Annotated in this window: 13 protein-coding genes; 4 read left to right on the top strand and 9 right to left on the bottom strand. The window is 63.4% G+C overall.

Translation table 11 applies throughout. The features are described 5' to 3' along the window. Nucleotides 1–4 precede the first annotated feature (4 nt). Complete coding sequence (locus ACROUL_RS00585) at nucleotides 5–1,510, top strand: hypothetical protein (protein WP_431297622.1); 1,506 nt, start codon at nucleotides 5–7, stop codon at nucleotides 1,508–1,510. A 60-nt stretch (nucleotides 1,511–1,570) separates the two neighbouring features. Here ACROUL_RS00585 and ACROUL_RS00590 read toward each other — a convergent pair whose 3' ends face one another. The 3 genes from ACROUL_RS00590 to ACROUL_RS00600 all read right to left on the bottom strand — a co-directional run bounded on the left by ACROUL_RS00590 (nucleotide 1,571) and on the right by ACROUL_RS00600 (nucleotide 5,550). Next, complete coding sequence (locus ACROUL_RS00590) at nucleotides 1,571–3,667, bottom strand: NAD-dependent epimerase/dehydratase family protein (protein WP_431297623.1); 2,097 nt, start codon at nucleotides 3,665–3,667, stop codon at nucleotides 1,571–1,573. A gap of 8 nt (nucleotides 3,668–3,675) precedes the next feature. Beyond that, nucleotides 3,676–4,620 (bottom strand): glycosyltransferase, encoded by a 945-nt coding sequence (locus ACROUL_RS00595; RefSeq protein ID WP_431297624.1) that lies wholly within the window; start codon nucleotides 4,618–4,620, stop codon nucleotides 3,676–3,678. A 99-nt stretch (nucleotides 4,621–4,719) separates the two neighbouring features. After that, a complete protein-coding gene (locus ACROUL_RS00600) occupies nucleotides 4,720–5,550 on the bottom strand; it encodes a glycosyltransferase (RefSeq protein ID WP_431297625.1) in 831 nt (276 codons plus the stop codon). Nucleotides 5,551–5,978: 428 nt separating this feature from the next. Between ACROUL_RS00600 and ACROUL_RS00605 the strand changes: the two genes are divergently transcribed. Both ACROUL_RS00605 and ACROUL_RS00610 read left to right on the top strand, forming a co-directional pair. Continuing rightward, nucleotides 5,979–6,812, top strand: coding sequence for a WecB/TagA/CpsF family glycosyltransferase (locus ACROUL_RS00605; RefSeq protein WP_431297626.1), 834 nt, complete (start codon nucleotides 5,979–5,981; stop codon nucleotides 6,810–6,812). A gap of 9 nt (nucleotides 6,813–6,821) precedes the next feature. Continuing rightward, on the top strand, nucleotides 6,822–7,817 hold the full coding sequence (locus ACROUL_RS00610) for a glycosyltransferase family 2 protein (protein WP_431297627.1): 996 nt from the start codon (nucleotides 6,822–6,824) through the stop codon (nucleotides 7,815–7,817). Here the strand turns inward: ACROUL_RS00610 and ACROUL_RS00615 are convergent. The 6 genes from ACROUL_RS00615 to ACROUL_RS00640 all read right to left on the bottom strand — a co-directional run bounded on the left by ACROUL_RS00615 (nucleotide 7,795) and on the right by ACROUL_RS00640 (nucleotide 14,467). Further along, nucleotides 7,795–8,709 carry an NAD-dependent epimerase/dehydratase family protein gene (locus tag ACROUL_RS00615; protein ID WP_431297628.1) on the bottom strand — a complete coding sequence of 305 codons (915 nt, stop codon included), beginning with the start codon at nucleotides 8,707–8,709 and terminating at the stop codon, nucleotides 7,795–7,797. The genes ACROUL_RS00610 and ACROUL_RS00615 overlap by 23 nt on opposite strands. A 16-nt stretch (nucleotides 8,710–8,725) precedes the next feature. After that, a complete protein-coding gene (locus ACROUL_RS00620; protein ID WP_431297629.1) occupies nucleotides 8,726–9,703 on the bottom strand; it encodes a polysaccharide deacetylase family protein in 978 nt (325 codons plus the stop codon). Beyond that, nucleotides 9,700–10,965 carry a glycosyltransferase family 4 protein gene (locus ACROUL_RS00625; RefSeq protein WP_431297630.1) on the bottom strand — a complete coding sequence of 422 codons (1,266 nt, stop codon included), beginning with the start codon at nucleotides 10,963–10,965 and terminating at the stop codon, nucleotides 9,700–9,702. The genes ACROUL_RS00620 and ACROUL_RS00625 overlap by 4 nt, the downstream gene beginning before the upstream one ends. Nucleotides 10,966–11,069: 104 nt before the next feature. Next, on the bottom strand, nucleotides 11,070–11,876 hold the full coding sequence (locus ACROUL_RS00630) for a CpsD/CapB family tyrosine-protein kinase (RefSeq protein WP_431297631.1): 807 nt from the start codon (nucleotides 11,874–11,876) through the stop codon (nucleotides 11,070–11,072). A 6-nt stretch (nucleotides 11,877–11,882) separates the two neighbouring features. Next, entirely contained in the window at nucleotides 11,883–13,442 is a 1,560-nt protein-coding gene (locus ACROUL_RS00635) for a GumC family protein (RefSeq protein ID WP_431297632.1), read from the bottom strand. Nucleotides 13,443–13,444: 2 nt separating this feature from the next. Then, nucleotides 13,445–14,467, bottom strand: a complete 1,023-nt coding sequence (locus tag ACROUL_RS00640; protein WP_431297633.1) for an ExeA family protein — start codon at nucleotides 14,465–14,467, stop codon at nucleotides 13,445–13,447. Nucleotides 14,468–14,904: 437 nt separating this feature from the next. On the opposite strand from ACROUL_RS00640, the gene ACROUL_RS00645 reads away from it, so the two are divergent. After that, complete coding sequence (locus tag ACROUL_RS00645; protein ID WP_431297634.1) at nucleotides 14,905–21,276, top strand: type I polyketide synthase; 6,372 nt, start codon at nucleotides 14,905–14,907, stop codon at nucleotides 21,274–21,276. Nucleotides 21,277–21,289: the final 13 nt, after the last annotated feature.

The following is a 21,289-nucleotide window of genomic DNA, read 5'->3' on the forward strand; positions in this document are numbered from 1 at the left end:
CCAGATGCCCAACAGTTTTGCGTATTTAGTGCTGATGACCTGGCCGTTGGTGGCGCTGGTCCTGTTTCGCCTGCTGCCGGTGCCTAAAGCCCTGGTGTGGACGCTCTTGGGCGGGTTCTTGCTGTTACCGTCGGGAACAAACTTTGACTTGCCGATGCTGCCGGTAATGGACAAGTCGTCGATACCAAACATCAGTGCGCTTTTGATGTGCCTGATCTTCGGACGAAAACCTGCGGCAGATGCCGACGCGGGAGTTGGCTCGGAGCGCCGGGGACATTGGGTTGTGAAAGCTGTTCTTGGCGTGCTTTTGCTGGCGCCATTTTTTACGGTGTACCATAACCCTGAGCCGCTATCCTTCGGCCCTTTGACGCTGCCCGGACTGCGTCTATATGACGCGGTTACGATAATCCTCGGCATCCTGATCTCACTCATTCCGTTCTTTCTGGCATTGCGGTACCTCGGTACCGTCGAGGATCAGATCTACGTTTTGAAGGCGTTTGCGATTGCGGGGCTGCTGTATTCCCTGCCGGTGCTGTTTGAAGTGCGGTTCAGCCCACAGCTTCACACCTGGATCTACGGCTTTTTCCCCCACGATTTCTTCCAACACATGCGCGACGGCGGATACAGGCCGGTGGTCTTTCTTAACCACGGGCTGATGATCGGAAGCTTTTATTGCATGGCGACGCTTGCGGCCTTGGTGCTGTGGCGGGAGGCGCTGCGAACGGATAAAGTTGCGACGGGGTGGCTGTTCTCGGTGGTCTGGCTGATCGGGGTACTTATCATCTCGAAGAACCTGGGCGCACTGGTGATCACGGTCACCATAGGCGTGTTGATCCTGTTCACTGGACGGCGAGTTCAGGTCTTCGCAGCCGTCATTGTGGCATCGCTGCTGATCCTTTACCCTGCATTGCGTACCTCGGGGGTGGTCCCCACAACGACGATCCTTGGGGCTGCCCAAAGCGTAAGCGAGGAAAGGGCTTCCTCCCTACAGTTCCGGTTCGACAACGAAGCGGCGTTGATGGCGCGGGCGAACGAAAAGCCCGCGTTTGGCTGGGGCAGTTGGGGACGAAACCAGATCTACGACCCCGATTCCGGACGGCAGACGAGTGTAACCGATGGTCTTTGGATCATCCTGATCGGGACGTATGGATGGATGGGATATGCCGCACATTTCGGGCTTTTGACCATGGGCATCTGGTTCGCGATGGGACGTCACGGGATGGTCAGCCCATCGATGGTGACACCGGGTCTGATGATGCTGTTGAGCGGGATGCTGGTGGATTTTATCCCGAACGGGTGGCTGTTGCCGTATGTATGGTTGCTGGCGGGGTCGTTGACCGGGTCGATGATGCGGGGTAGCGAGCGGCGTGATCTTTCTGCGGATAACCTTGCCAGAGCGCCCGCTTTTGGTGCCCGCACCGCGCCGCCGGCGTGGTTGGCGCAGGGGGCCTCGCCGCGCGCCCGGCGTAGCGATCGCCAGCCAGAGGCGCGTTCCAGCCGGACACGGTAACCGGTCGCGACTGGGCAGCTTCAGCCGATAAAGAGCCAGACAGTCGGCTGGAGCCAGCCTTCAAAAGCCAAACAGATTGGCCTCGACGATCGCTTCCTTGACGAACTGCGACTTGTCCGACACCGGGGCCCAGCCGAGATCGGCCTTTGAGCGAGCATTGTCGAAGACGGACAGATGCGCACGCGACTTCCAGTCCTTCAGCGAGGCAGGCGTCAAGCCTTTCTTGCGCAAGACGCCGGTCTTCAAGACGTGCTTCAGCCGGTCGACAACGAATAGGAGTGACAGCGCGCTTGAGGCAACGTTCACCTTTACTGCAAGCTGTTGCTCGATGGCGGCGAAGTATTCGCGACCGGACATCAGCGGATCGCCCACAAGATTGTACGAGCGTCCCTCGATGCCTGCAGTCTCCATCATGCGGATCAGACCGTCGACCAGATCATCGATCAGGACGAAAGGCAGGGTGTTGGTTCCATTGCCCCACAACCGGACAGCGCCTGCCCCATGCCACCGCCCGATGCCCCAGTGCTGAAGTGGGCCGCCCCTGCCCAATACAATGCCGGGCCGGGCGATCACCACCGGCAGACCCCGTTCGGCGCGCAGCTTAAGCAAGCGCCGCTCGCATTCGGCCTTGGAGCGAGCGTAGATATTCCGGTCATCCATGTTGTCGGGAAAGCCGGTTGCCTCGGTGATCTTCCGGGCCGGATCCGACATGTCATAGGATGCGATGGTGCCGGTGTAGACCAGCCGCTTGACGCCCGCAGCCAGCGCGGCTTCGGCAATGCCCTCGGTTACGCCGACGTCGTTGGCCAAGGCGGCATTCCAGGTTTTGTCCGTGGATTTTGCCAGGTTGAACACTGTGTCGATGCCCTGCATGGCGCGGGCAAGACCGTCGCCGTCGCGCAGGGACAGGGCGACTGTCTCGACGTGGTCGGCGATATCGTCGAACGGGCCCGTCCCGCCGCGGCTGATCACTCGAACGTCGTGACCGCGGGCGACCAGTTCGCGGGTCAGCGCACGACCGATGAAGCCTGTCCCGCCGATCACCATTATCCGTGGGTGAGGCGTCCCCGTCGCACGGACGGGTGCAGGGCTTTTCGGCATCAGGGCGAGGGTGTCTTCGATCCCGCGCATGACAATTTCCGCTTTTGCCATGTCGAATTTCGGGTCCAACGCGGAGCCGGACCGGGCGCTTTCGTAAAAGCTGCCAAGGGTGCCTGCAAAGCTGAGCCCGTACGGCGATTTCCGGTTGAGTGACGCAAGCTGACGGACGGCGTTTCGACCGCCTTCGCGCAGATGCTGCAGGCTTTGCGACAGTTGGACCCGTAGAGGGTTCAGAATCAGATCGGCCGTGTTCTCGCTACGGGTGATCAGGACGTCAGATCCGTAGTCGAACCTTGCCTGAGCGGTCGAGCCGCGCACCAGCAGGCTCCGGTCCTCGACCGTCTCGACCAGAGAAATGTTGAACGCGATATCTACCGTCCCGGCCCGACCGAGGATGCGCCAGCTTTGGTGGCGCCGCTCGCCGCCAGGCAAGTCGATGGGCTTGCCAAGGTCCAGATGGCTGATTTCCAGAGGCCCGAACAGATCAACGGCGAAGGCGTAAAGATGCGGTCCCAGTTCCACCAGAAGGTTACCCGGACTGCGCATCAGCCACAGCCCGAACGGACCGGACCTGAGCGGCGGCAGTGGAAAGCACCAGTTCACTTCAAGCATCGAGATGCGGCCCAAGGTCCCCGAAGCCACGGCTTCCTTCAGCCGACGGTATCCAGGCAGTCCAAGAAAATTGTGGCCAGCCGCCATGAGCCGACCCGCCTTGCGACCGGCCGACACCATGTCTGCGGTTTCAGCTGCGGACAGCGCGACAGGCTTTTCGACGAAGCAGTGAAGCCCGGCTTCGGCGCAGCGGATGGCCAGATCGCGATGACTGTCGGGCGGTGTCAGGATGTGCACCGCGTCAAGTTTGGCCTCGGAGATCATTGTCTCGAAATCGCTGTAGGCTTGCGCGCCGTTACTTGCCGCCAAAGCCTGAGCTGCCCCGAGGGACTTGTCGCAGATGGCTGCCAGTTCAACGCCCGGTAGGGCCCGGATCGCATCGCAATGCCAAGTGGCAATGTACCCGGCACCAACAATGCCTGCCCGCAACGGTTTATTTTTCATGCGTTCCATCACTTGTACTCAATAAGGTTAATGTCTTGCTTGCGCCATGAGCGCCAATGATAGGTCAGTAGGCCCGCCAGATTCGGAAGTTTCGAAATGCAAAGAAACAACGCCTGATGAAGAGCCTTGCCGAGTGGAAGGCCATTTGCGTGCAATCCACGCGCGGTGCGGATGTAGGAAATCGAATAGCCGCCAATCAGGGGTAGTGAAAGCCACCACGAAAGAACTGGCGACAGAAGGGCAAGGAGCGGCAGGATCGCACCGTAGATCCATACTCGCTGACGCTCTCGGTGGAAATGTTCGGGATGGATGGCGCCGACCTGGGCATAAGCATGTCCCGTCCGCACCGCCCGCTGCCACCATTGCCTGAATCGCAGGATGTTCGCGTCATGCCTGGTCATCGCTACGGGCAAGCGATGGACGCGGTATCCAGCCTTGCGGACCCGGATGCAGAACTCGTCGTCCTCGGCGGCGATGATGCCGGGGTTGAAGCCATTCATCTGGCGAAACAGGTCCGCCCGCACCATCATGTCGCCGCCACAGGCATGGATGTCACCCGCGGGCCGATGCCATTCCACCTGGGCCATACCGTTGTAGATGCTGGCATCAGGGTAGATTTCGGACCGCCAGCCAGTCACGATACCGATGTCGGGGTGGTCGGTCAGCGCCTGCAGGCCGGCCTCAATCCAGCCGGGTTCAAGCACACAGTCGCCGTCGATGAACTGCACGAAGGCGGGGGCCGGGTTCAGCGCGTGAAAGCCGGCGTTGCGGGCACGGGCGGCGGTGAAAGGAACGCTGAGGTCAAGTTCGACGATCTGGGCGCCGAGATCGCGGGCCGCTTGCAGGCTGGCGTCGGTGGAACCGCTGTCGACATAGACCACCCGCAGCCCCAGGCGCTGCAACGAGGAGAGGCAGGCCACGAGCCGCGCGCCTTCATTGCGACCGATCGCCACGACTGCAATGTCCCGCTGGTCTTTCATCGCGTGGTGATCCCGTTTGCGAAACGCGGCATGCCGCGGATGGCAGTGTTTAACCGCATGTTTCGATCCTTGCTACCTGCCGCGCGTCCAGTCGCCCTTGTGAGGCGCAAGCCGCACGCCAAGATGCACTGCGCCATAGACGGCAAATCCCGGCGGATCGGACAGGGCAAGCCGGAGCAGACCGGACCGTGTCAGGGGGCGCTTGGCCTCGTTGCCGAGGATGTCGGGGTAAAGACGACGGATTTCGGCTACCCCGGCGTCCTGACGGCGGCGGACGCGGACCAGATTTCCAAACCCCTCGACCATCGGCCAATGGTAGTGGGCATCGACCTCGATGCGTTCGTTGGGTGCGAACTGGAGGCGGACGAAGGTGTCGTCGGAAATGATTGCGGGCCAGGCATCCCAGCGCGCGCGGCCCTTGCGGTTGACCGCAAAGAAACCGGCGCCGACCGCGCCGCCGCGCACAAAGGGCAGCCGTGTCCACAGGCGGGCGTAGGCGCGGGTGATGACGCTTTCGGCGGGCATCACCGCGATACGGCCGGTGGCATAGAGCGGACGGTCGGGGGCAAGAGCCGCTTCGATTCGCGCCAGAAGGTCTTTGTCGCAAACAACGTCGGCATCTAGGTAGGTCAGAGCGCGGCCCTGAGCGACGGCTTCGGCGGCGTTGAGGGCACCGAGTTTGCCCCCATGAGCCAAGTCGATGACGTGAAGCTGCCAGCCTCGGGCCGCGAAGGCGGCGGCGAATCCAGTCGCTTCGGCGGCGGTCTGGTCAGTGGTGCCGTTCACTGCGACGATTACTTCGACCGGCCCGGTGGCGAGAGCAGTCTGTGCGACGAGCGCGGCCAGACAACGGCCGATCAGTGCCTGTTCATTGCGGGCCGCGATGATGACGGACAAGGCCACGGGATGAACCGGAGCTGTTGCGGGGTCGTCCGATGGATGATCGTTCGAGGGCATGGGACAAGACACTTGCGAAATGCGAGGGATCGCGGACAATAACTGCCGCATCTCTAGGGGCTTGGGCGCGGCGGGTGCAAGCGGGGTTGCGTGCGACCGCGCAAAGAGGTTGCGAAACAGAGACAAAACCGGGCGCGGAAGCGATCACTGTCGCCTAAGGAAACAATGCGTTTCCTTTGGTTCTCCGGCTTTAGCGCCCCCCGGACTTGTGCTAGCGTCGCCTGCGATGTGTTGTTGAAAGGTGGGCAGGGTATGGTCGGAGTGGGCTTGCGAATTACGTCATCTGATGTGCTGGCCGCCAAGGCGCGCGCTGGCGTTTTTCGCCTTTGTGCAATCCAAGCTCTTTCGATGACGGCCTGACAGAAAGTGCGCCGATGACCAACCAGCCCGCTTCGCCCGAATTCGCCACGTCCAAACGGACGCCTCCGGTGCTGCCCCAAATCGGGCGGGCCAAGGCACCCCGCAAGGTGGCAGTGCTGAACGGGTATGTGCATGATGTGACGATGGACGAGGTGCTGTCGCTGCGCGAGGGGCTGATCCTGACGCTGCATGCGGACATGGTGATGAAGCTGCAGACGGACCGCGCCTTCTACGACATCCTTGACCAATATGACTACATCACCTGCGACAGCCAAATCCTGTATTTCGCGCTGAAGCTGATGGGCACTCCGGTGCGCGAGCGGGTGTCGGGATCGGACTATTTCCCGCTGTTCTATACCCGCTACAAGAATGACGCCGATGTTCGGGTCTTCCTTCTGGGTGGCAAACCCGGCATCGCAGAGATCGCGGCCAAAAAGATCAACGCCAAGGTCGGGCGCGAGATCATTGTTGGATGCCATGCCCCGCCGTTCGATTTCGAGAAGGACCCGGCGGCGATTGCGCGCATAATTGACGCCGTGAACGCCTCGGGCGCGACGGTGCTACTGGTTGGCCTTGGGGGCGGGCGGCAGGAAAAGTTCATCGTGCAGTATCGCGACAGTTTTCCGAATGTCCGGCTGTTCTTGCCGCTTGGCGGCACCATCGACTACGAGGCTGGGACGCTGCGCCGCCCGCCACCATGGGTGACCAATGCCGGTCTGGAGTGGTTGTACCGGCTGTTGCAGGAACCAAGGGCGCGGTTTCACCGTTATGTCATCAACGACCCGCAGGTCCTTCCAATGCTTGTCAGGCAAAAGTTCGGCCGCTATCGCAACCCGTTTGCACGCTGAGCCATGCCCGTGAAGCCGACTGTTCTGACCGTAATCCTGAACTGGCGGACGCCCGACATGACGCTGCGCGCGGTTGCCGCCGCCGAAGTGGCGATGGCGGGCATCGACGGAGCGATCGCCGTGGTCGACAACGATTCGGGAGACGGGTCGTTCGAGACGTTGAGCGAGGCTTTTCGCGGGCATGACCGGGTGCGCGTGGTGCAAGCCGGGCGCAATGGCGGGTTTGGCGCCGGCAACAACGTGGGCATCCGCCTTGGCCTGCCGGACGGATCGCGACCGACCTACACTTACGTGCTGAATTCTGACGCCTTCCCCGAGCCGGAGGCGATCAGGATCCTGATGGCCCATCTTGAGCGTCATCCGCGCGCTGGTCTGGCCGGCAGCCTGATCTTCGGCACGGACGGAGAGACGCACCGCACCTCGTTCCGGTTTCCGTCGATCGCTTCGGAGTTCGAGGGCACGGCGCGTTTTGGCCCGATCTCGCGGCTTTTGTCGCGGTGGATCGTGGCACTGCCCGAGCCCGAACAAAGTGGGCCGGTTGATTGGGTGGCCGGGGCGAGCCTTCTGATCCGCGACGACGTGCTTCGGACCATCGGACTTTTTGACGAACGCTTCTTCTTGTATTTCGAGGAAACCGACCTTTGCCATAGGGCGAAGGAGGCGGGTTGGGACACGCATTATGTGCGTGAAAGTCGGGTCTTGCACATCGGGTCGGTGTCGACAGGGATGAAGGAATGGAACCGGACGCCGCAATACTGGTTTGACAGCCACTGGCGGTATTTCTGCAAGCGCGGTGGCAGGGTGCATGCGGTGGCTGCCACGGTGGCGAATGTCGCGGGGGGGCTGATCTACCGCATGCGGCTGCTTGTGCAACCGACCGGCAGAAGGGACGCGCCGCGCCATCTGCGCGATATGGTGAGCCATGCCGTCCGCAACGTTGGAAGTGCCATTGAGCCGTCAGATCAGGCCTTCGAGCCGGCGATCAAACGCCAAGCAGCAGCTTGAGACCCGTTTCCAGCGAGACTAACGCCTGAACACCAAGCGCGGCCGATGCGCGCGCGGGATCACCCAGCGAGTGACGGATATCGCCGGCACGCGGGGGAGAGTGGGTAACCTCTGGCTCGGTCCGGTGGAGGCGGGCGAGCATCGCCATGAGGTCAAGCAATGAGGTGGCGCGACCGGTGCAGACATTGAACACCCGACCTGCCGCTTGGGGTGAGTTCTGCATCGCTGCCATGAGCATTTGCACAACATCAGTTACCAAGACGAAGTCGCGGGTTTGCAGACCGTCGCCGAAAATGGTGATCGGCTGCTGTTTGCGGAGCCGGTCATTGAAAATGGAAATCACGCCGGAATAGGTCGAAGACGGGTCTTGCCGCGGGCCGTAGATGTTGAACGGGCGCAGACCGATTGTCGGCACCCCGTGCACCGACGTTGCGATCCGGGCGTGTAGTTCCGTGCCAAGTTTGTCGGCGCCATAGGCCGTGAGCGGAGCGACAGTCCGATCTTCGTGAACGATGACGTCGCCAGCATCGCCATAGACTGCCGCGGACGAAGTGTAGACCACCGGCACCTTGCCTGCGTTCTTGGCCGCCTCGAATACGGTGACGGAACCGGTCAGGTTCGTGCGATGCCCTTCGCGCCAATGGGCGTTGCAATATTCGACGGAAGCGATGCCTGCGAGGTGGAAAACCCCGTCAGCACCGTGGATTGCGCGGGCAACGGTATCGGGATCGGCAACGTCACCTTCGATAAGACGGGCGCCTGCCGTCAGGTTCGCTGTCTTGCCAGTCGCAAGATTGTCCAGAATGGTGATACTGGCGCCGCCTTTGACAAGTGCATCGCACAGATGCGATCCGACAAATCCACAGCCCCCCGTGACCAGATACTTCGTCATCACACCATTCTTGCCTTCACGTCCCGACGAGCCGCAAACGCAGCCTTGCCGTGTCATCATGGCGCCCGATACCCAAGCGTGGAAGCGCGTAGGGATCGGCGCCCGCGCGCCAGAGGCGCATGTCGAGCGCGGCCGCAGACCTGAACCCGAGGCGTTGGGCGCGTTGGCGAAGGGCGGGCGTGTGGTTGCCATTCGGCCAGGCGAAATGCGCGACCTCTTGCCCGGTCCAATCGCGCAGAAGGCTACGAGACCGCGCAATGCTCGCCTCGGCTTCTACGAGGGGAAGCTGGTCGAGAAGGTTGTGACAATGGCTGTGAGCACCGATCGTCACCCGGGGGCTGCGGGCGATCTCGGCCAGTTCCGCGCGGGTCATCGGGCCGAGGGGCGGCCTGCCGGGGGGAAGGGGATACCGTGACAGGATGTCGTCGACAATCGCAGCGCGGCAATCCGGCGCGGTGCGTTTCAACGTTTCGAGCAGGCTGGAGACAGTGGCCCAGCGCGATGGGCCGGGGGTCGGCGGGATGTGCCAGCGACCAAGGCCGTGGGTGGCAAGATCAACGTCGGCGCCTGCGGTCAGCGCGCCCATGATCCGGTCAAACCAGTAGGGCTGGCCGGTTTCGATCTGGCCAGTGGCCACGAAGATTGTCACCGGAAGCTGAAGCTCGGTCAGGATCGGCAGCAGGTAACGGTGATTGCCTGCCTCGCCGTCGTCAAAGGTCAAGACAGCGCGCGGCCTGCCGCGATGTCCCGGCCCGTCTGCAAGGGCCCGGTCGAGGTCGACGATGTCATGGGATTCCTGAAGTGCCGCCAAATGAGCCCTGAAATCAGCGGCGCGCAGGACCGTCCAGGCATCCGGGCCGCCGGTATCGGGCCCGATGGTGTGATAGCAAAGCACCGTCACAGGGTTGCCGCGCAGGCGCCACGACCGCAAAAGACCGAGCACCGGCGGGATGCCGAGAACCGCTCGAGCCGCGCGCTTGGCCGTGGTGATCACCCCGTTGGCCCTTTGGTGAAGAGGCGGGCCAGCTTGGCGGCCTCGGTGTCGATGTGGTGACGCTCGCGGACCCGGACGGCGCCGTCCCGGCCCATTGCCTCCCGCACGTCTGACGGAGTGTCGAGAGCGGCGGCCATCGCTTCGGTCAGGCTGGGCGCATCGCCTGCGGGCACCAACCAGCCGGTGCGGCCTTCCTGAACCAGCTCGGGGATACCTGCGATGTAGGTCGAGATCACAGGGCGGCCCTGCGCCATCGCTTCCATGATGACGACGGGCAGACCCTCCATCAGGCTGGGCTGAACGACGAGGGTGGCTTCGGTGATGAGTTTGCGCACCTCATCGCTGCCGATCCAGCCGGTCAGCGTGACTTGCCGTGACAGGCCAAGTTCGGCGATCCGCCGTTCGATGAGAGGGCGGAAATCGCCGTCGCCCGCCAGCACCAGCCGCACTTCGGGCCGGGCCAGTGCAGCAAGCGCATCAAGCAGGGTCAGCTGGCTTTTTTCGGCGCAGTAGCGACCGATGCAAAGCAACACCGGCTGTTGCGGAAATGGCGTGAAGGTGGGCGCGAAGAACGCCTCCTCCAGCCCGCAATGCACCAGTCGGAGTTTCTGCCAGTCAGCCTGCGGCAGTTGCCGCATCAGCTGTGACTTGGTGTAATGGCTGATCGCCACCACGAACTCGGCGCTACCGCATTTGCGCGGCAGCGACATCGCGAGGACGTTGTCGAATTCGTCTGCGCCGTGGACGGTAAAGCTGTATGGCGGCCCGTCCAGAAGATGCACAAGATGGGCAACATCGGCAGAGTTGGTGCCGAAATGCGCATGCAGATGATCGATGCCGTCCGCCTCGAACCACAGGCGAAGCTGGCAGGCGTGGGCGAACCAGACAATGTGGTAAGGCAGCGGCCGAATGGACTTGCGCGACATGGCTAACGCCGCGCGCAAGGCACGGAATGTCGGCAACGGGCGTTTGACGGCGTTGACCAGCACCGCCTTGACCAGCGGCAGAAGGCCATTCTTCAGCACATGCCGGGTGCGGCGACCTTCGTCGATGTCGACAGGGTCTACGACATCGGCGTCCCAGCCGCGAATCGCGAAGCGACGGATGTCGAAGCCTTGTCGTTCCAAAGCGAGGATTTCGCGGCGAATGAAGGTGTGGCTAACCTTGGGGTACTGGTTCACGAGGTAGGCAACGGTCGGTTTCGCACCGGCCGGCCGCCCATTGTCATTCGCATTCAATTCGTCGCCCTGCAAATCCGTCACCCCAAAAACTCACATCACGATCAGGTGCATCCAGACGGTGACCGGCAACAAATTCTTCTGTCACCTCGCCAAGGCGGCAACCCGCCCCAGACGCGCGGGCTTGGTCAGGTGTCGCCATAACCGTAGCTTTCGGTCGGCTCCATATACCGGCACTTGTTGAGTACGACGCCCAGCACCTGGGTATGGGCGGCCAGATCCTTGCCGCAGCGGTCGATCTCGGACACGGTGCTTGCCTCGGCCTCGGTGACCATCAGGGCGCAATCGACCTGATCAAGGAAAGCGATGGTATCATCCCCCACAACCATTGGCGGCAGGTCGAAAAGCATCACGTTCGGCTGCAACCGCTCTTCCAGCGCATCGACGGTTTCGGCAGCGCGGTCGGACGACAATAGCTCGGCCGGGCTGGCAACGGGAATGGAATTCAGACCAAGCGCGAGGTTCGAGCGCCAGCGGAACAGTTGCGCTTCGGGGGCCTCGCTGCCGTCGAGCACACCGGCGAAGTTGCAGGTGCGGTCGATGCCAAGGGTGCGCTGCATGGCGGGGCGGCGCAGGTCAAGTTCCAGGACCACGACCTTAAGATCAGGCTGGCGGGCGAGGCTGAGCGCAAGATTGAGGGTCAGCGTGGTCTTGCCGCAGCTGCTGCCGGGCGAGGTGATGGCAACCCGCGTCCAGTTGTGTTCGCGCAACTGGTGCATGAGGTTGGTCCGCATCACGTCGAACACGGCGGCCTGCGGGCCGGACTGGTGCGCGACGATGCGGCCGCGTTCCAGCCGGGTTTCGTCGAACTGAAGTTCGGTCAGGGTTGACCACATGTCCTTTGGCGGCTTGACCGGAGCTTGCGGTTTCGGCGCGGCTGCAACGGCGCCACGCGCAGCGCGCGCCTTGGCGATGGCGGATTGAATGCGTTCCATGACGGCCTACCCCGAGATTTCTGGCGTTGCGACACTGACTTCCGGCCCAAGCCCGACAGCTTCGGCGATTGCCGAGGCCAACGTGTCAAGCGGCATGACTGTGACGTGCAACAGGTAAAGCGCCACGGGCACGAAAAGTGCGACGGCAGCGATCAGGTTGCGGCGCGCGGCGCGGCGCTGGCGCAACTCGTCAGCGGTGGCCATGTAGGGGATCGTGCCGAACGGCGTTATCCCCAGCGATTTCACCATTTCGGCCGGGCGGCGCACGGTGCGGTTCAGAAGTTCCAAGAGCATGACGAGACCCAGCGACAACAGCATGCCGGCGCCAAAGCCCGCTGCCGAGATCAGCTTGCGGTTGGGTTCGGCCCGGATCGTCGGCGGCACGGCAAGTTCGATCACCGTGATGCGCTGACCGCGGGAGGTGACCTCGATCCGGTCGCCCATCCGCGCTTCGGCAAGGCTTGCGACAGCCTGGTCGTATTGCACCTGGGTATTCTGGTAAGCGCCTTGCAGTTCGCCCAGCATGATCGAGTTGCTGGGGGTCTTTTCGATCGAGGCGCGCAGACTCTCCAGTTCGGTTTCGATTTCCTGCTTCTGTTCGACAAGGAATTTTATCTGGCCGTCGATATCGGCCATCTGCAGGTCGTACGAGGTCATCGCGCCTTCGCCGGCGACGCCAAGCTGTTCCTTGACCGCTTCTTCAAGGGCGTCGACCTGTAGTTGCAGGGCTTTAACCCGAGGATTTTCAGGAGACAGCACGACAACCGCCGACGCCAGTTCCTGACGCAGGGTTTCCAGTTGTGTCTGCTCGGGTGTCAGCACGCCGACCGAAGCCGCCAGCCGACCGGTGCGGTCATAAAGATCGACAAGACTTTGCCGCCGGTCGCGCAGGCCGGCAAGTTCGCGCTCGACCAACGTAAGGCGTTCCTGCTGTGCTTCCTGACGGCCGCGACGGTAGGCGAGGCTTTCCGGCAGGGCGTCGCGGTTCGCTTCCTCGAATTCGAGTATCTTGGAGTTCTGCACTGCAAGTTCGTCGGTCAGACGCTTTACTTCCTGTTGGAAGAAATCGAGCGTGCTACCCGAGGCGGCGGTCCTGAGCTCTACGCTTTGTTGGAGAATCTGGTCGACGAGCGCGTTCGTCACATCGGCCGAAAGGACGGGATCACCCGCATCGAAGGATACAGTCACCACACCGGTATTGCCCATGAGCGGTGGCATGTAGATCGAGATGCGCAGGATCATCTGCTCCACGATCATGTCTTCTGTGATGTTCGGAACGTCGTCGAACACCTTGAACTTGGAGGCGAGTTCCAAAAGATTCGCCCGCGTCAGCAGGCGTTGCTGCACTGAAAGCAGCGCCTCGTCGGCGGTCGAGCGCACGGTGGAGGCGGCAAGCTCGTCCGGGATCTGGCCGTTCTCGTACAACAGGCGCGCCTCGGCCCGGTAGGTTTCGGGAATCGAGAACGCTAGGTAGACCCCCGCGATGGTGGTCAGGATCAGGATGGCAAGAATGTAAGGCAGCCGACGAAACAGCATAGCCATGTAAAATCGCAGATCAAACGTCATAGTTACAAATCACCTTTGATACCGGGCACATTTACCGCAAAAAATACGCCATCGTCCAGAACCTGCTGGACAGTTTCGACTCCGACCAGCTTGCGGCCCTTGGTGAAGGCGTAAACCAGTGACAGGTCGCACAGTTGGTTGACAAGCCGCGGGACGCCACCTGTCTTGTCGTAGACGAGATTAACCGCATCTTCGGAAAACACGCGGCGCGAGCGCCCAGCGACCTTCATGCGATGGGCCACGTAGGAATGCACCGTGGCCCGATCCATCGCGGTCAGGTGGAAGTTCGACGCCACGCGCTGCGCGAACTGGCGCATGTTCGGCTGGGTCACGATGTCGCGCAGTTCGGGCTGCCCGACCAGCACCAGTTGCAGCAGTTCGTCCTTGCCGGAGTTGATGTTGGTGAACATGCGCAATTCCTCCAGCGCCTCGCGGCTGAGGTTCTGCGCCTCGTCAAAGATCAGGACGACGCGCCTGCCTTCGGCATATTCGTTGATCAGGAACGCTTGGAACCGCGAGAACAGGTCGACATAGCTGTCTTCAAGCCCAGCGGGCTGATCGAGCGACATGAGCACCCAGCGCAGCAATTCGGCCCGCGATCCGTTCGGGTTGGAGATCAGACCAACCTTCACCTCTGGACCCAGCGAGTTCAGCAGGTGCAACAGAAGCGTGGTCTTGCCCGCACCGACATCGCCGGTAATCAGGGTGATCGGCGAATGGGTCATCACGCCGTATTCAAGCATGGCGTAGGCCCGCTTGTGCGCGGGCGGCCAGAACAGGAAATCGGGGTCGGGCGCCAAGGCGAAGGGGCGGGTGAAGAGGCCGAAATGTTCGGTGTAAAGATCGGGCGACGCAGCCGGGCGCAGTTCGACCGGCTTTGGTCGCGGAAGGCTCTCGACGCGGGGCGCAGGAGCGGGCGGGGGCGTGGCCGTGGTCGATGGCCGAGTCGGCAGTTGGCCGGTCTCTTCCAGTTGAGCCTGGCGGCTCAGCCTGCGGCCAATCCGCCGCATCCGATCCTTCATCATGGTCTCACCTGCAAGTCTCGATGCCTCCGCCGCGTCCTGAGTCCCTGCGTATCTACGCGAACTCTTCAGGCAAAGCGATGTCGCTCGAGTATTGATGCCATCTCGTCAACAAACCTTAACTTATGCAAGGATGCGAACGCATACAGGGAAAATGAAGCGGATTTGACCCTCGGCTGATGCGTCTTTCGGAGGAATGGTTTACGCTGAGGGCGAGGTTTTTTATACTCGCGAATCGTTCATGGTCAGCCAAATTTCAGAGTGCGTCGTATTGTCAGACACCGTTTTGCAGCCCCCGCAGCCCCATTCAGCTTATGGCAGGCAACGACCGTCGGAGCCGTGTTTGGATTCTCGGCGATCAGGGCTTCATCGACCTCGTCATCCAGCGCAGATGTCACGCTTCCGTGCAGCCACGTACCTAACGGACTGAAAGAATTGTTATGAACGATCATCCGAAGTTTGACGTGGACACCGCCATCGAGGCCGGACCGGGCGACATTGCCATCGTTGGCATGGCCGCACACCTGCCCGGCGCGCCCGACATTGCGACCTATTGGGATAACCTGCGCGAGGGCCGGTCTGCAGTTCGTCGGCTGACGGACGATGAACTTGCCAGCTCGGGTGAAAGTGCTGCGCTGCTGCGCAATCCGGCCTATGTGCCGTTTGCAGCCCCGCTGGATGGTTTTGACCGCTTCGATGCCGAATTCTTCGGGTTTTCCCCGAAGGAAGCCGCGATCCTTGACCCGCAGCATCGCCAATTCCTGGAAGTGGCGTGGGAGGCGCTGGAAAACGCGGGCCACCCGCCAGAGGCGTTCAAGGGTGCGGTGGGCGTGTTCGCGGGCTGCGGCATGGGCAGCTATTTCTATTTCAACATCTGCTCGAACCCGGCGCTGGTGGACAGCACGGGGATGTTCCTGTTGCGCCACACCGGCAACGACAAGGATTTCCTTTCCACCCGGGTGAGCCATGTGTTCGACCTGAAGGGGCCGAGCCTGAACTTGCAGACTGCCTGCTCCACCTCGCTTGTGGCCGTGCATTATGCCGCGCAGGCGCTGATCAACGGCGAATGCGACATGGCGCTGGCGGGCGGCGTGACCATCGAACTGCCGCAGAACCGGGGCTACATCTACAAGGAGGGCGAGGTCCTTTCGCCCGACGGCGTGTGCCACGCCTTCGACCATCGCGCGCAGGGCACGGTGTTCGGGTCGGGCGCGGGGGCGGTGGTGCTGCGCCGTCTGGAGGATGCGCTGGCCGATGGCGACCATATCTGGGCGGTGATCAAGGGATCGGCGGTCAACAACGACGGCGCGGCGAAGGCGGGCTATCTGGCACCGTCGGTCGAGGGTCAATCCGCCTGCATCGCAACCGCGATGGCCGTGGCAGGCACACCTGCCGACACGGTCGATTACATCGAATGTCATGGGACGGGCACCTATCTTGGCGACCCGATCGAGGTTGCCGCCCTGACCGAAGCGTTCCGCCGCACCACGTCGCTGACCGGATTTGCGCGCATCGGGAGCGTCAAGACCAACATCGGCCATCTGGATACCGCTGCCGGGGTTGCCAGCCTGATCAAGGCGACGCTGGCGCTGCATCACAAGGAGATGCCGCCGAGCCTGAATTTCGAGGCGCCGAATCCCGCAATCGATTTTGCGAACAGCCCGTTCCGGGTGAACGATACGCTGACCGCATGGCCCCGGCGGGCGACGCCGCGCCGGGCCGGGATCAACTCGCTTGGCGTGGGCGGGACCAACGCGCATGTCGTGCTGGAGGAGGCTCCTGCGGTTGGGCAGGCAGTCGAGGCCGACTGGCCGTTCCAGTTGCTGACACTGTCAGCGCGCAGTGCCTCGGCGCTGGGGGAAGCATCGTCGCGGCTTGCAGCGCATCTGCGCGCGCATCCTGAGCAGCCGTTGGCCGACGTCGCCTTCACGCTGAAGGAAGGCCGTCGCGCGTTCGAGCATCGCCGTGTGCTGGTGGCGGCAAGTCACGAAGAAGCGGCCGCCATGCTGGAGGCGGGCGATCCCCGGCGGGTGTTCACCCAGCGCCGCGTCGGCGATGCGCCGCAGATCGTGTTCATGTTCCCCGGGGGGGGCGCGCAATACCCCAACATGGCGCGCGACCTTTACGAGACGGAGCCGGTCTTTGCCGAATGGATGGATCGTGGCCTCGCTGCGCTTGATGCGCTGGGCGATGCCGACATCCGGCCGCTGTGGCTGCCAGAACCGGGGGCCGAGGCTGCGGCCGCCGAACGCCTGCGCCGCCCATCGCTGCAACTGCCGCTGATCCTGATCGTCGAGATTGCTCTGGCCAAGCTTTGGGAAAGCTGGGGGGTCACGCCGTCTGTCCTGATTGGTCACAGCATGGGCGAAAACGCCGCCGCCTGCGTGGCGGGCGTGATGAGTCTGGAAGAGGTGGTCGGCCTCGTCCACCTGCGCGGCAAGCTTTTTGACACTGTGCCTGCGGGCGGGATGCTTTCGGTGCCGCTGTCGGAAGTGGCGCTTGCGCCCTACTTGAGCGATCTTGATATCGCCTCGGTCAACGCGCCCGAGCTGACAGTTGTTTCCGGACCGGACGCGGGGCTTCTGGCACTTGCTGACCGGCTGCGCGCCGACGGCATTGAATCAAGCCGCATCGCCATCGACATTGCGGCGCATTCGAGGATGCTTGAGCCGATCCTCGCGGAGTTCCGGGCGCATCTGGCGAAGATGCGGCTGTCGCCGCCCCGCATTCCGATCATCTCCAACCGCTCGGGCCAGCCGCTGACTGATGCCGAGGCGACCAGCCCGGATTACTGGGTCGCGCATCTGCGCGGCACGGTGCGCTTTGCGCAGGGCATGGCGACACTGCGGCAGAACCCCGACCGGGTGTATCTGGAGGTTGGGCCGGGCCGTGCGCTGGCGACCCTGTCGCAAGCCAATGGCGTGATGGGCGGCCAGCCGGTGCCCGCGAGCCTGCGCCACCCCGACGATACCACGTCGGACGACCGCCATTTCATCGCTACGCTTGGCCGTCTTTGGGCCTGCGGTGCCAACCCCGATTTTACGCAGCTTTGGGGCGATGCCCCGCGCCGCCGCGTGCCGCTGCCGACCTATCCGTTCCAGCGGTCGCGTTATTTCATCGAACCGGGCAAGCCCGCTCTGACGGTTACCGAGGACAGCCTTGCCAAACGCCACGATGCCGTGGCCGATTTTGGCTATCGGTTGGCATGGCGTGTGGCACCTTCGGATTGCCCTGTGGATGTCGAAACCGAGCTGGGCGCGCCGAACACGTGGCTGATGTTCGCTGACGAGGTGGGGCTGGCTCGCGCCGCTGCCCAGCGCCTGCGCGACGGGGGCCACAGGGTTGTCACCGTGCATGCGGGCGATGCGTTTGCCCGCACGGGTGAGGATACCTATACACTGGCGCCCGAACATGGGCGGGAAGGCTATGATGCACTTTTTGCTGATCTTGCGCTGCGCGACCTGACGCCGGCGCGAATCGGGCATTTCTGGCTGGTGACCACGGCAGAAACCTTCCGCCCGGGCTCCAGTTTCTTCCATCGCAACCTTGAACAGGGGTTCTGGAGCCTGTTCTTCCTTGGTCAGGCGCTGGGCGAGGCGGGGATGAAGCCGATGCCTCACCTGACTGTGGTGACGTCAGACGCGGCGCAGGTGCGGTCGGAACGGCTTGCCAACCCTGAAAAGGCCGCCGTTGCCGGACCTGTACGGGTGATGCCGCGCGAGTTGCCGGGGCTGACGGCTGCGCAACTGGACGTGAGCCTGCCGGAGGGCCGTCGTGCGACGATCCCGGCCGAGACGGTTTCGCTGGTGCTGGAGGAGTTGCTGGCAGCGCCTGGCAACACCTTTGCCGCGCTGCGGGGCAGTCGTCGCTTTGAACAACGGCTTGCGCCTGCGCCGCTGCCTGCCCCAGCAGAGGTTCCGCAAGGCTCGGTCTGGGTGATTACGGGCGGTTTCGGTGGCATCGGCGTGACCGTTGCCGAACGGCTGATGCGGGACCACGGGGCGCGGGTCGCCCTGATTGGCCGCAGCTTGCCTGCGCCCGGCAGTGTGCGGGCCGGGGTGATTGCGCGGCTGGAGCGGTTGGGTCAGGTGCTGCCGCTGGCCGCCGATGTCTGCAACCCCGAGGACATGCGCACCGCGCTTGACCGGGTGCGCGCCACGCTTGGCCGGATTCATGGTGTCGTGCACGCCGCAGGCGCAGTCGACGATGCGCCGCTTCTGGGCAAGGACCCCGGCGCTGCCGAGGCGGTGCTGTCGGCCAAGGTGCACGGCACCAAACTGCTGGACCAGCTTTTGCCAGATGGCAGCATTGATCGGCTGGTGTTGTTTTCGTCGACCTCGACCGTCACCTCACCTGCTGGTCAGGCCGACTATGTGGCCGCCAATGAGTATCTCAATGCCTTTGCCCGGTCGCGTGCGGGGGGCAAGACCAAGGTTGTCGCGGTGAACTGGGGGATCTGGTCGGGCATCGGGATGGCCGCAGATGCCGACGCCCGCCGTCAGGGCAAGGATGCTGGGGCTGCCCCGCTGCCCGGGATGCTGGTGCTGGAGCGGATGACCAAGGCCGACGATGGCTATCACTTCGAAGCCACGCTGTCGGCCAGCCAATGGGTCATGGATGACCACCGTCTGAAGGATGGCACCGCTGTCCTGCCGGGTGCCGCTTGGCCTGAGATTGTGTCCGAGGCGATGTCGGCGATCGGCGCGTCGGCGGGCTTTACCCTGACCGACCTTACGGTGTTCCGCCCGCTTCGGCTAGAAGCGGACATGCCGCGCGATCTGCGTGTCAGCGTCAGCAAGGGCCGCGACGGTGCCTACCGGATGCAGGCGCGTGCCCGGGAAACCGCTGGCTGGGTCTTGACTGCCGAGGCGGGGATTTCGCCGCTTGCCACGCCGACCGGACTTGTCGATCTGGCCGCCATCACCGCCCGCTGCACCACGCGCGCCAGCGCGCAGGGCGGCGTCGCGCTGCCGTCGGCGCAGGAGGACCGGCTTGCCTTCGGTCCGCGCTGGCAGGTGTTGCGGGCGACCGCGATCGGCCAGAACGAAGGCATCGCCACGCTGGCCCTGCCCGCGCAGGCCACCGCCGATGCCGACAGCTGCGCCATCCATCCCGCGCTTTTCGACATTGGCACCGGCTGGGGGCTGGCGTTGTTGCCGCCCGCCCCGCTGGGCGCGATCTGGGTGCCGGTCACACTGGGCACGGTGCGCAGCCATGCGCCGCTACCAGCGGAGATCCGCAGCTGGGCGCGGCTGGCCGGTGCGCCCGGTGCCGATGTTGCCAGCTTTGACGTCACGCTGACCGACCCCGCCGGTCGGGTGCTGATCGAGGTTGAAGGCATCACCTTCCGCTCGGTTTCTGCCGAAGAGGTTCTGGCCCGTCCGGCACCGCCCGCGCCGCGCGAAGTGCTTGCGGATGACGCGCGCCGGTCGCTTTCTCCGGCCGAGGAACGTCTGGTGCAGGCGCTCGCCGATGGCATCCGCCCGGCAGAAGGAGCAGAAGCTTTTGTTAGGGCACTGGCGTTTGATGCGCCGCAGGTGCTGGTCTCGTCGCTCGATCTTGCAGCGCTTGTGCGGCAGAACAACGCCGTTCAGGCGGACGCTGCCGAAGGGCCGGGCTTTGCGCGCCCTGAGCTGGAAAACGACTATCTCGCGCCGCGCACCGAGGTGGAGCGCGTGCTGGCCGGTTTCTGGGCCGATCTCTTGGGTGTGGCACAGGTGGGGGTCGAAGATGACTTCTTCGCGCTTGGCGGCCATTCGCTGATCGCGGTGCGGCTGTTTGCGATGATCCGCCGGCAGTGGAAGATAGATTTCCCGATCTCTGTGCTGTTCGAGGCGCCGACCATCGCGCGCTGCGCCAAGCTGATCGCGGATCGGATCGGGCCTGAGGAAACCAGCGCCGACCCGGCCACCAAGGCAGATCCGGCGGGGCCAAGCTTTACCCACCTTGTCGCCATGCATGGCGGCGAGGGTGGGCCGAAAACGCCGTTCTTCCTTGTGGCAGGCATGTTCGGCAACGTCTTGAACCTGCGCCACCTTGCGCATCTGATCGGGACGGACAGGCCTTTCTACGGGCTGCAGGCGCGGGGGCTGTTCGGGGATGCCGCTCCGCACACGACGATCGAGGAAGCCGCCGCCGACTGCCTTGCCGAAATCCGGCAGGTGCAACCGAACGGGCCCTATCTGCTTGGTGGTTTTTCGGGCGGGGGGATCACGGCGTGGGATATTTCGCGCCAGTTGCGCGCTGCAGGCGAGGAAGTGGCGCTGCTTGTGCTGCTGGACACACCGCTGCCGGTGCGCCCCGTCCCCAGCGCCATCGACCGTGCCTTGATGAAGCTGACCGAATTGCGCCGCGGGGGGCCACAGTTTCTTGCCCACTGGGCACGCCGCCGGATTGCGTGGGAACGGTCGCGCCGCGCCGTTTCTGCAAACGAGCCAGACCCGACGGTGCCGTCCTTCAACAATGCCGCTATCGAAGCCGCCTTCCGCCACGCGGTCGGGATTTATCAGGTTACGCCTTGGGCAGATGGACGGGTGGTTCTGTACCGGCCTCAGCTTGACCGCAGCTTCAAGGTCAGTCGCGGCAACTGGATCAGCTCCGAGCGGGAATACGTGTTCCATGACAACCAGTGGACCCCTTTCGCGCCCCAACTGAAAGTGGATGAGGTGCCGGGTAACCACGATTCGATGGTGCTGGAACCGAACGTCCGAGTGCTCGCCTCGCGGCTGCGCGCCGCCATCGTCGAGGCCGAGTCGGCCTCGGCAACCGAACCTGCCTTCAACCTGACCGACCGACAAGTCGCCGCGGAATGACCGGAGCCATCGC

The sequence above is a fragment of the Tabrizicola sp. BL-A-41-H6 genome (assembly GCF_050632395.1).
In the GTDB taxonomy this organism is placed as follows: Bacteria; Pseudomonadota; Alphaproteobacteria; order Rhodobacterales; family Rhodobacteraceae; genus JAUYQR01.

Excerpts from the sequence above, each read along its gene's own strand:
- ACROUL_RS00645 (WP_431297634.1), top strand. The coding sequence starts at position 14,905 with ATGAACGATCATCCGAAGTTTGACGTGGACACCGCCATCGAGGCCGGA.
- ACROUL_RS00585 (WP_431297622.1), top strand. The coding sequence starts at position 5 with ATGCCCAACAGTTTTGCGTATTTAGTGCTGATGACCTGGCCGTTGGTG.
- ACROUL_RS00590 (WP_431297623.1), bottom strand. The coding sequence starts at position 3,667 with ATGAAAAATAAACCGTTGCGGGCAGGCATTGTTGGTGCCGGGTACATT.
- ACROUL_RS00615 (WP_431297628.1), bottom strand. The coding sequence starts at position 8,709 with ATGACGAAGTATCTGGTCACGGGGGGCTGTGGATTTGTCGGATCGCAT.
- ACROUL_RS00635 (WP_431297632.1), bottom strand. The coding sequence starts at position 13,442 with ATGACGTTTGATCTGCGATTTTACATGGCTATGCTGTTTCGTCGGCTG.
- ACROUL_RS00630 (WP_431297631.1), bottom strand. The coding sequence starts at position 11,876 with ATGGAACGCATTCAATCCGCCATCGCCAAGGCGCGCGCTGCGCGTGGC.
- ACROUL_RS00605 (WP_431297626.1), top strand. The coding sequence starts at position 5,979 with ATGACCAACCAGCCCGCTTCGCCCGAATTCGCCACGTCCAAACGGACG.
- ACROUL_RS00640 (WP_431297633.1), bottom strand. The coding sequence starts at position 14,467 with ATGATGAAGGATCGGATGCGGCGGATTGGCCGCAGGCTGAGCCGCCAG.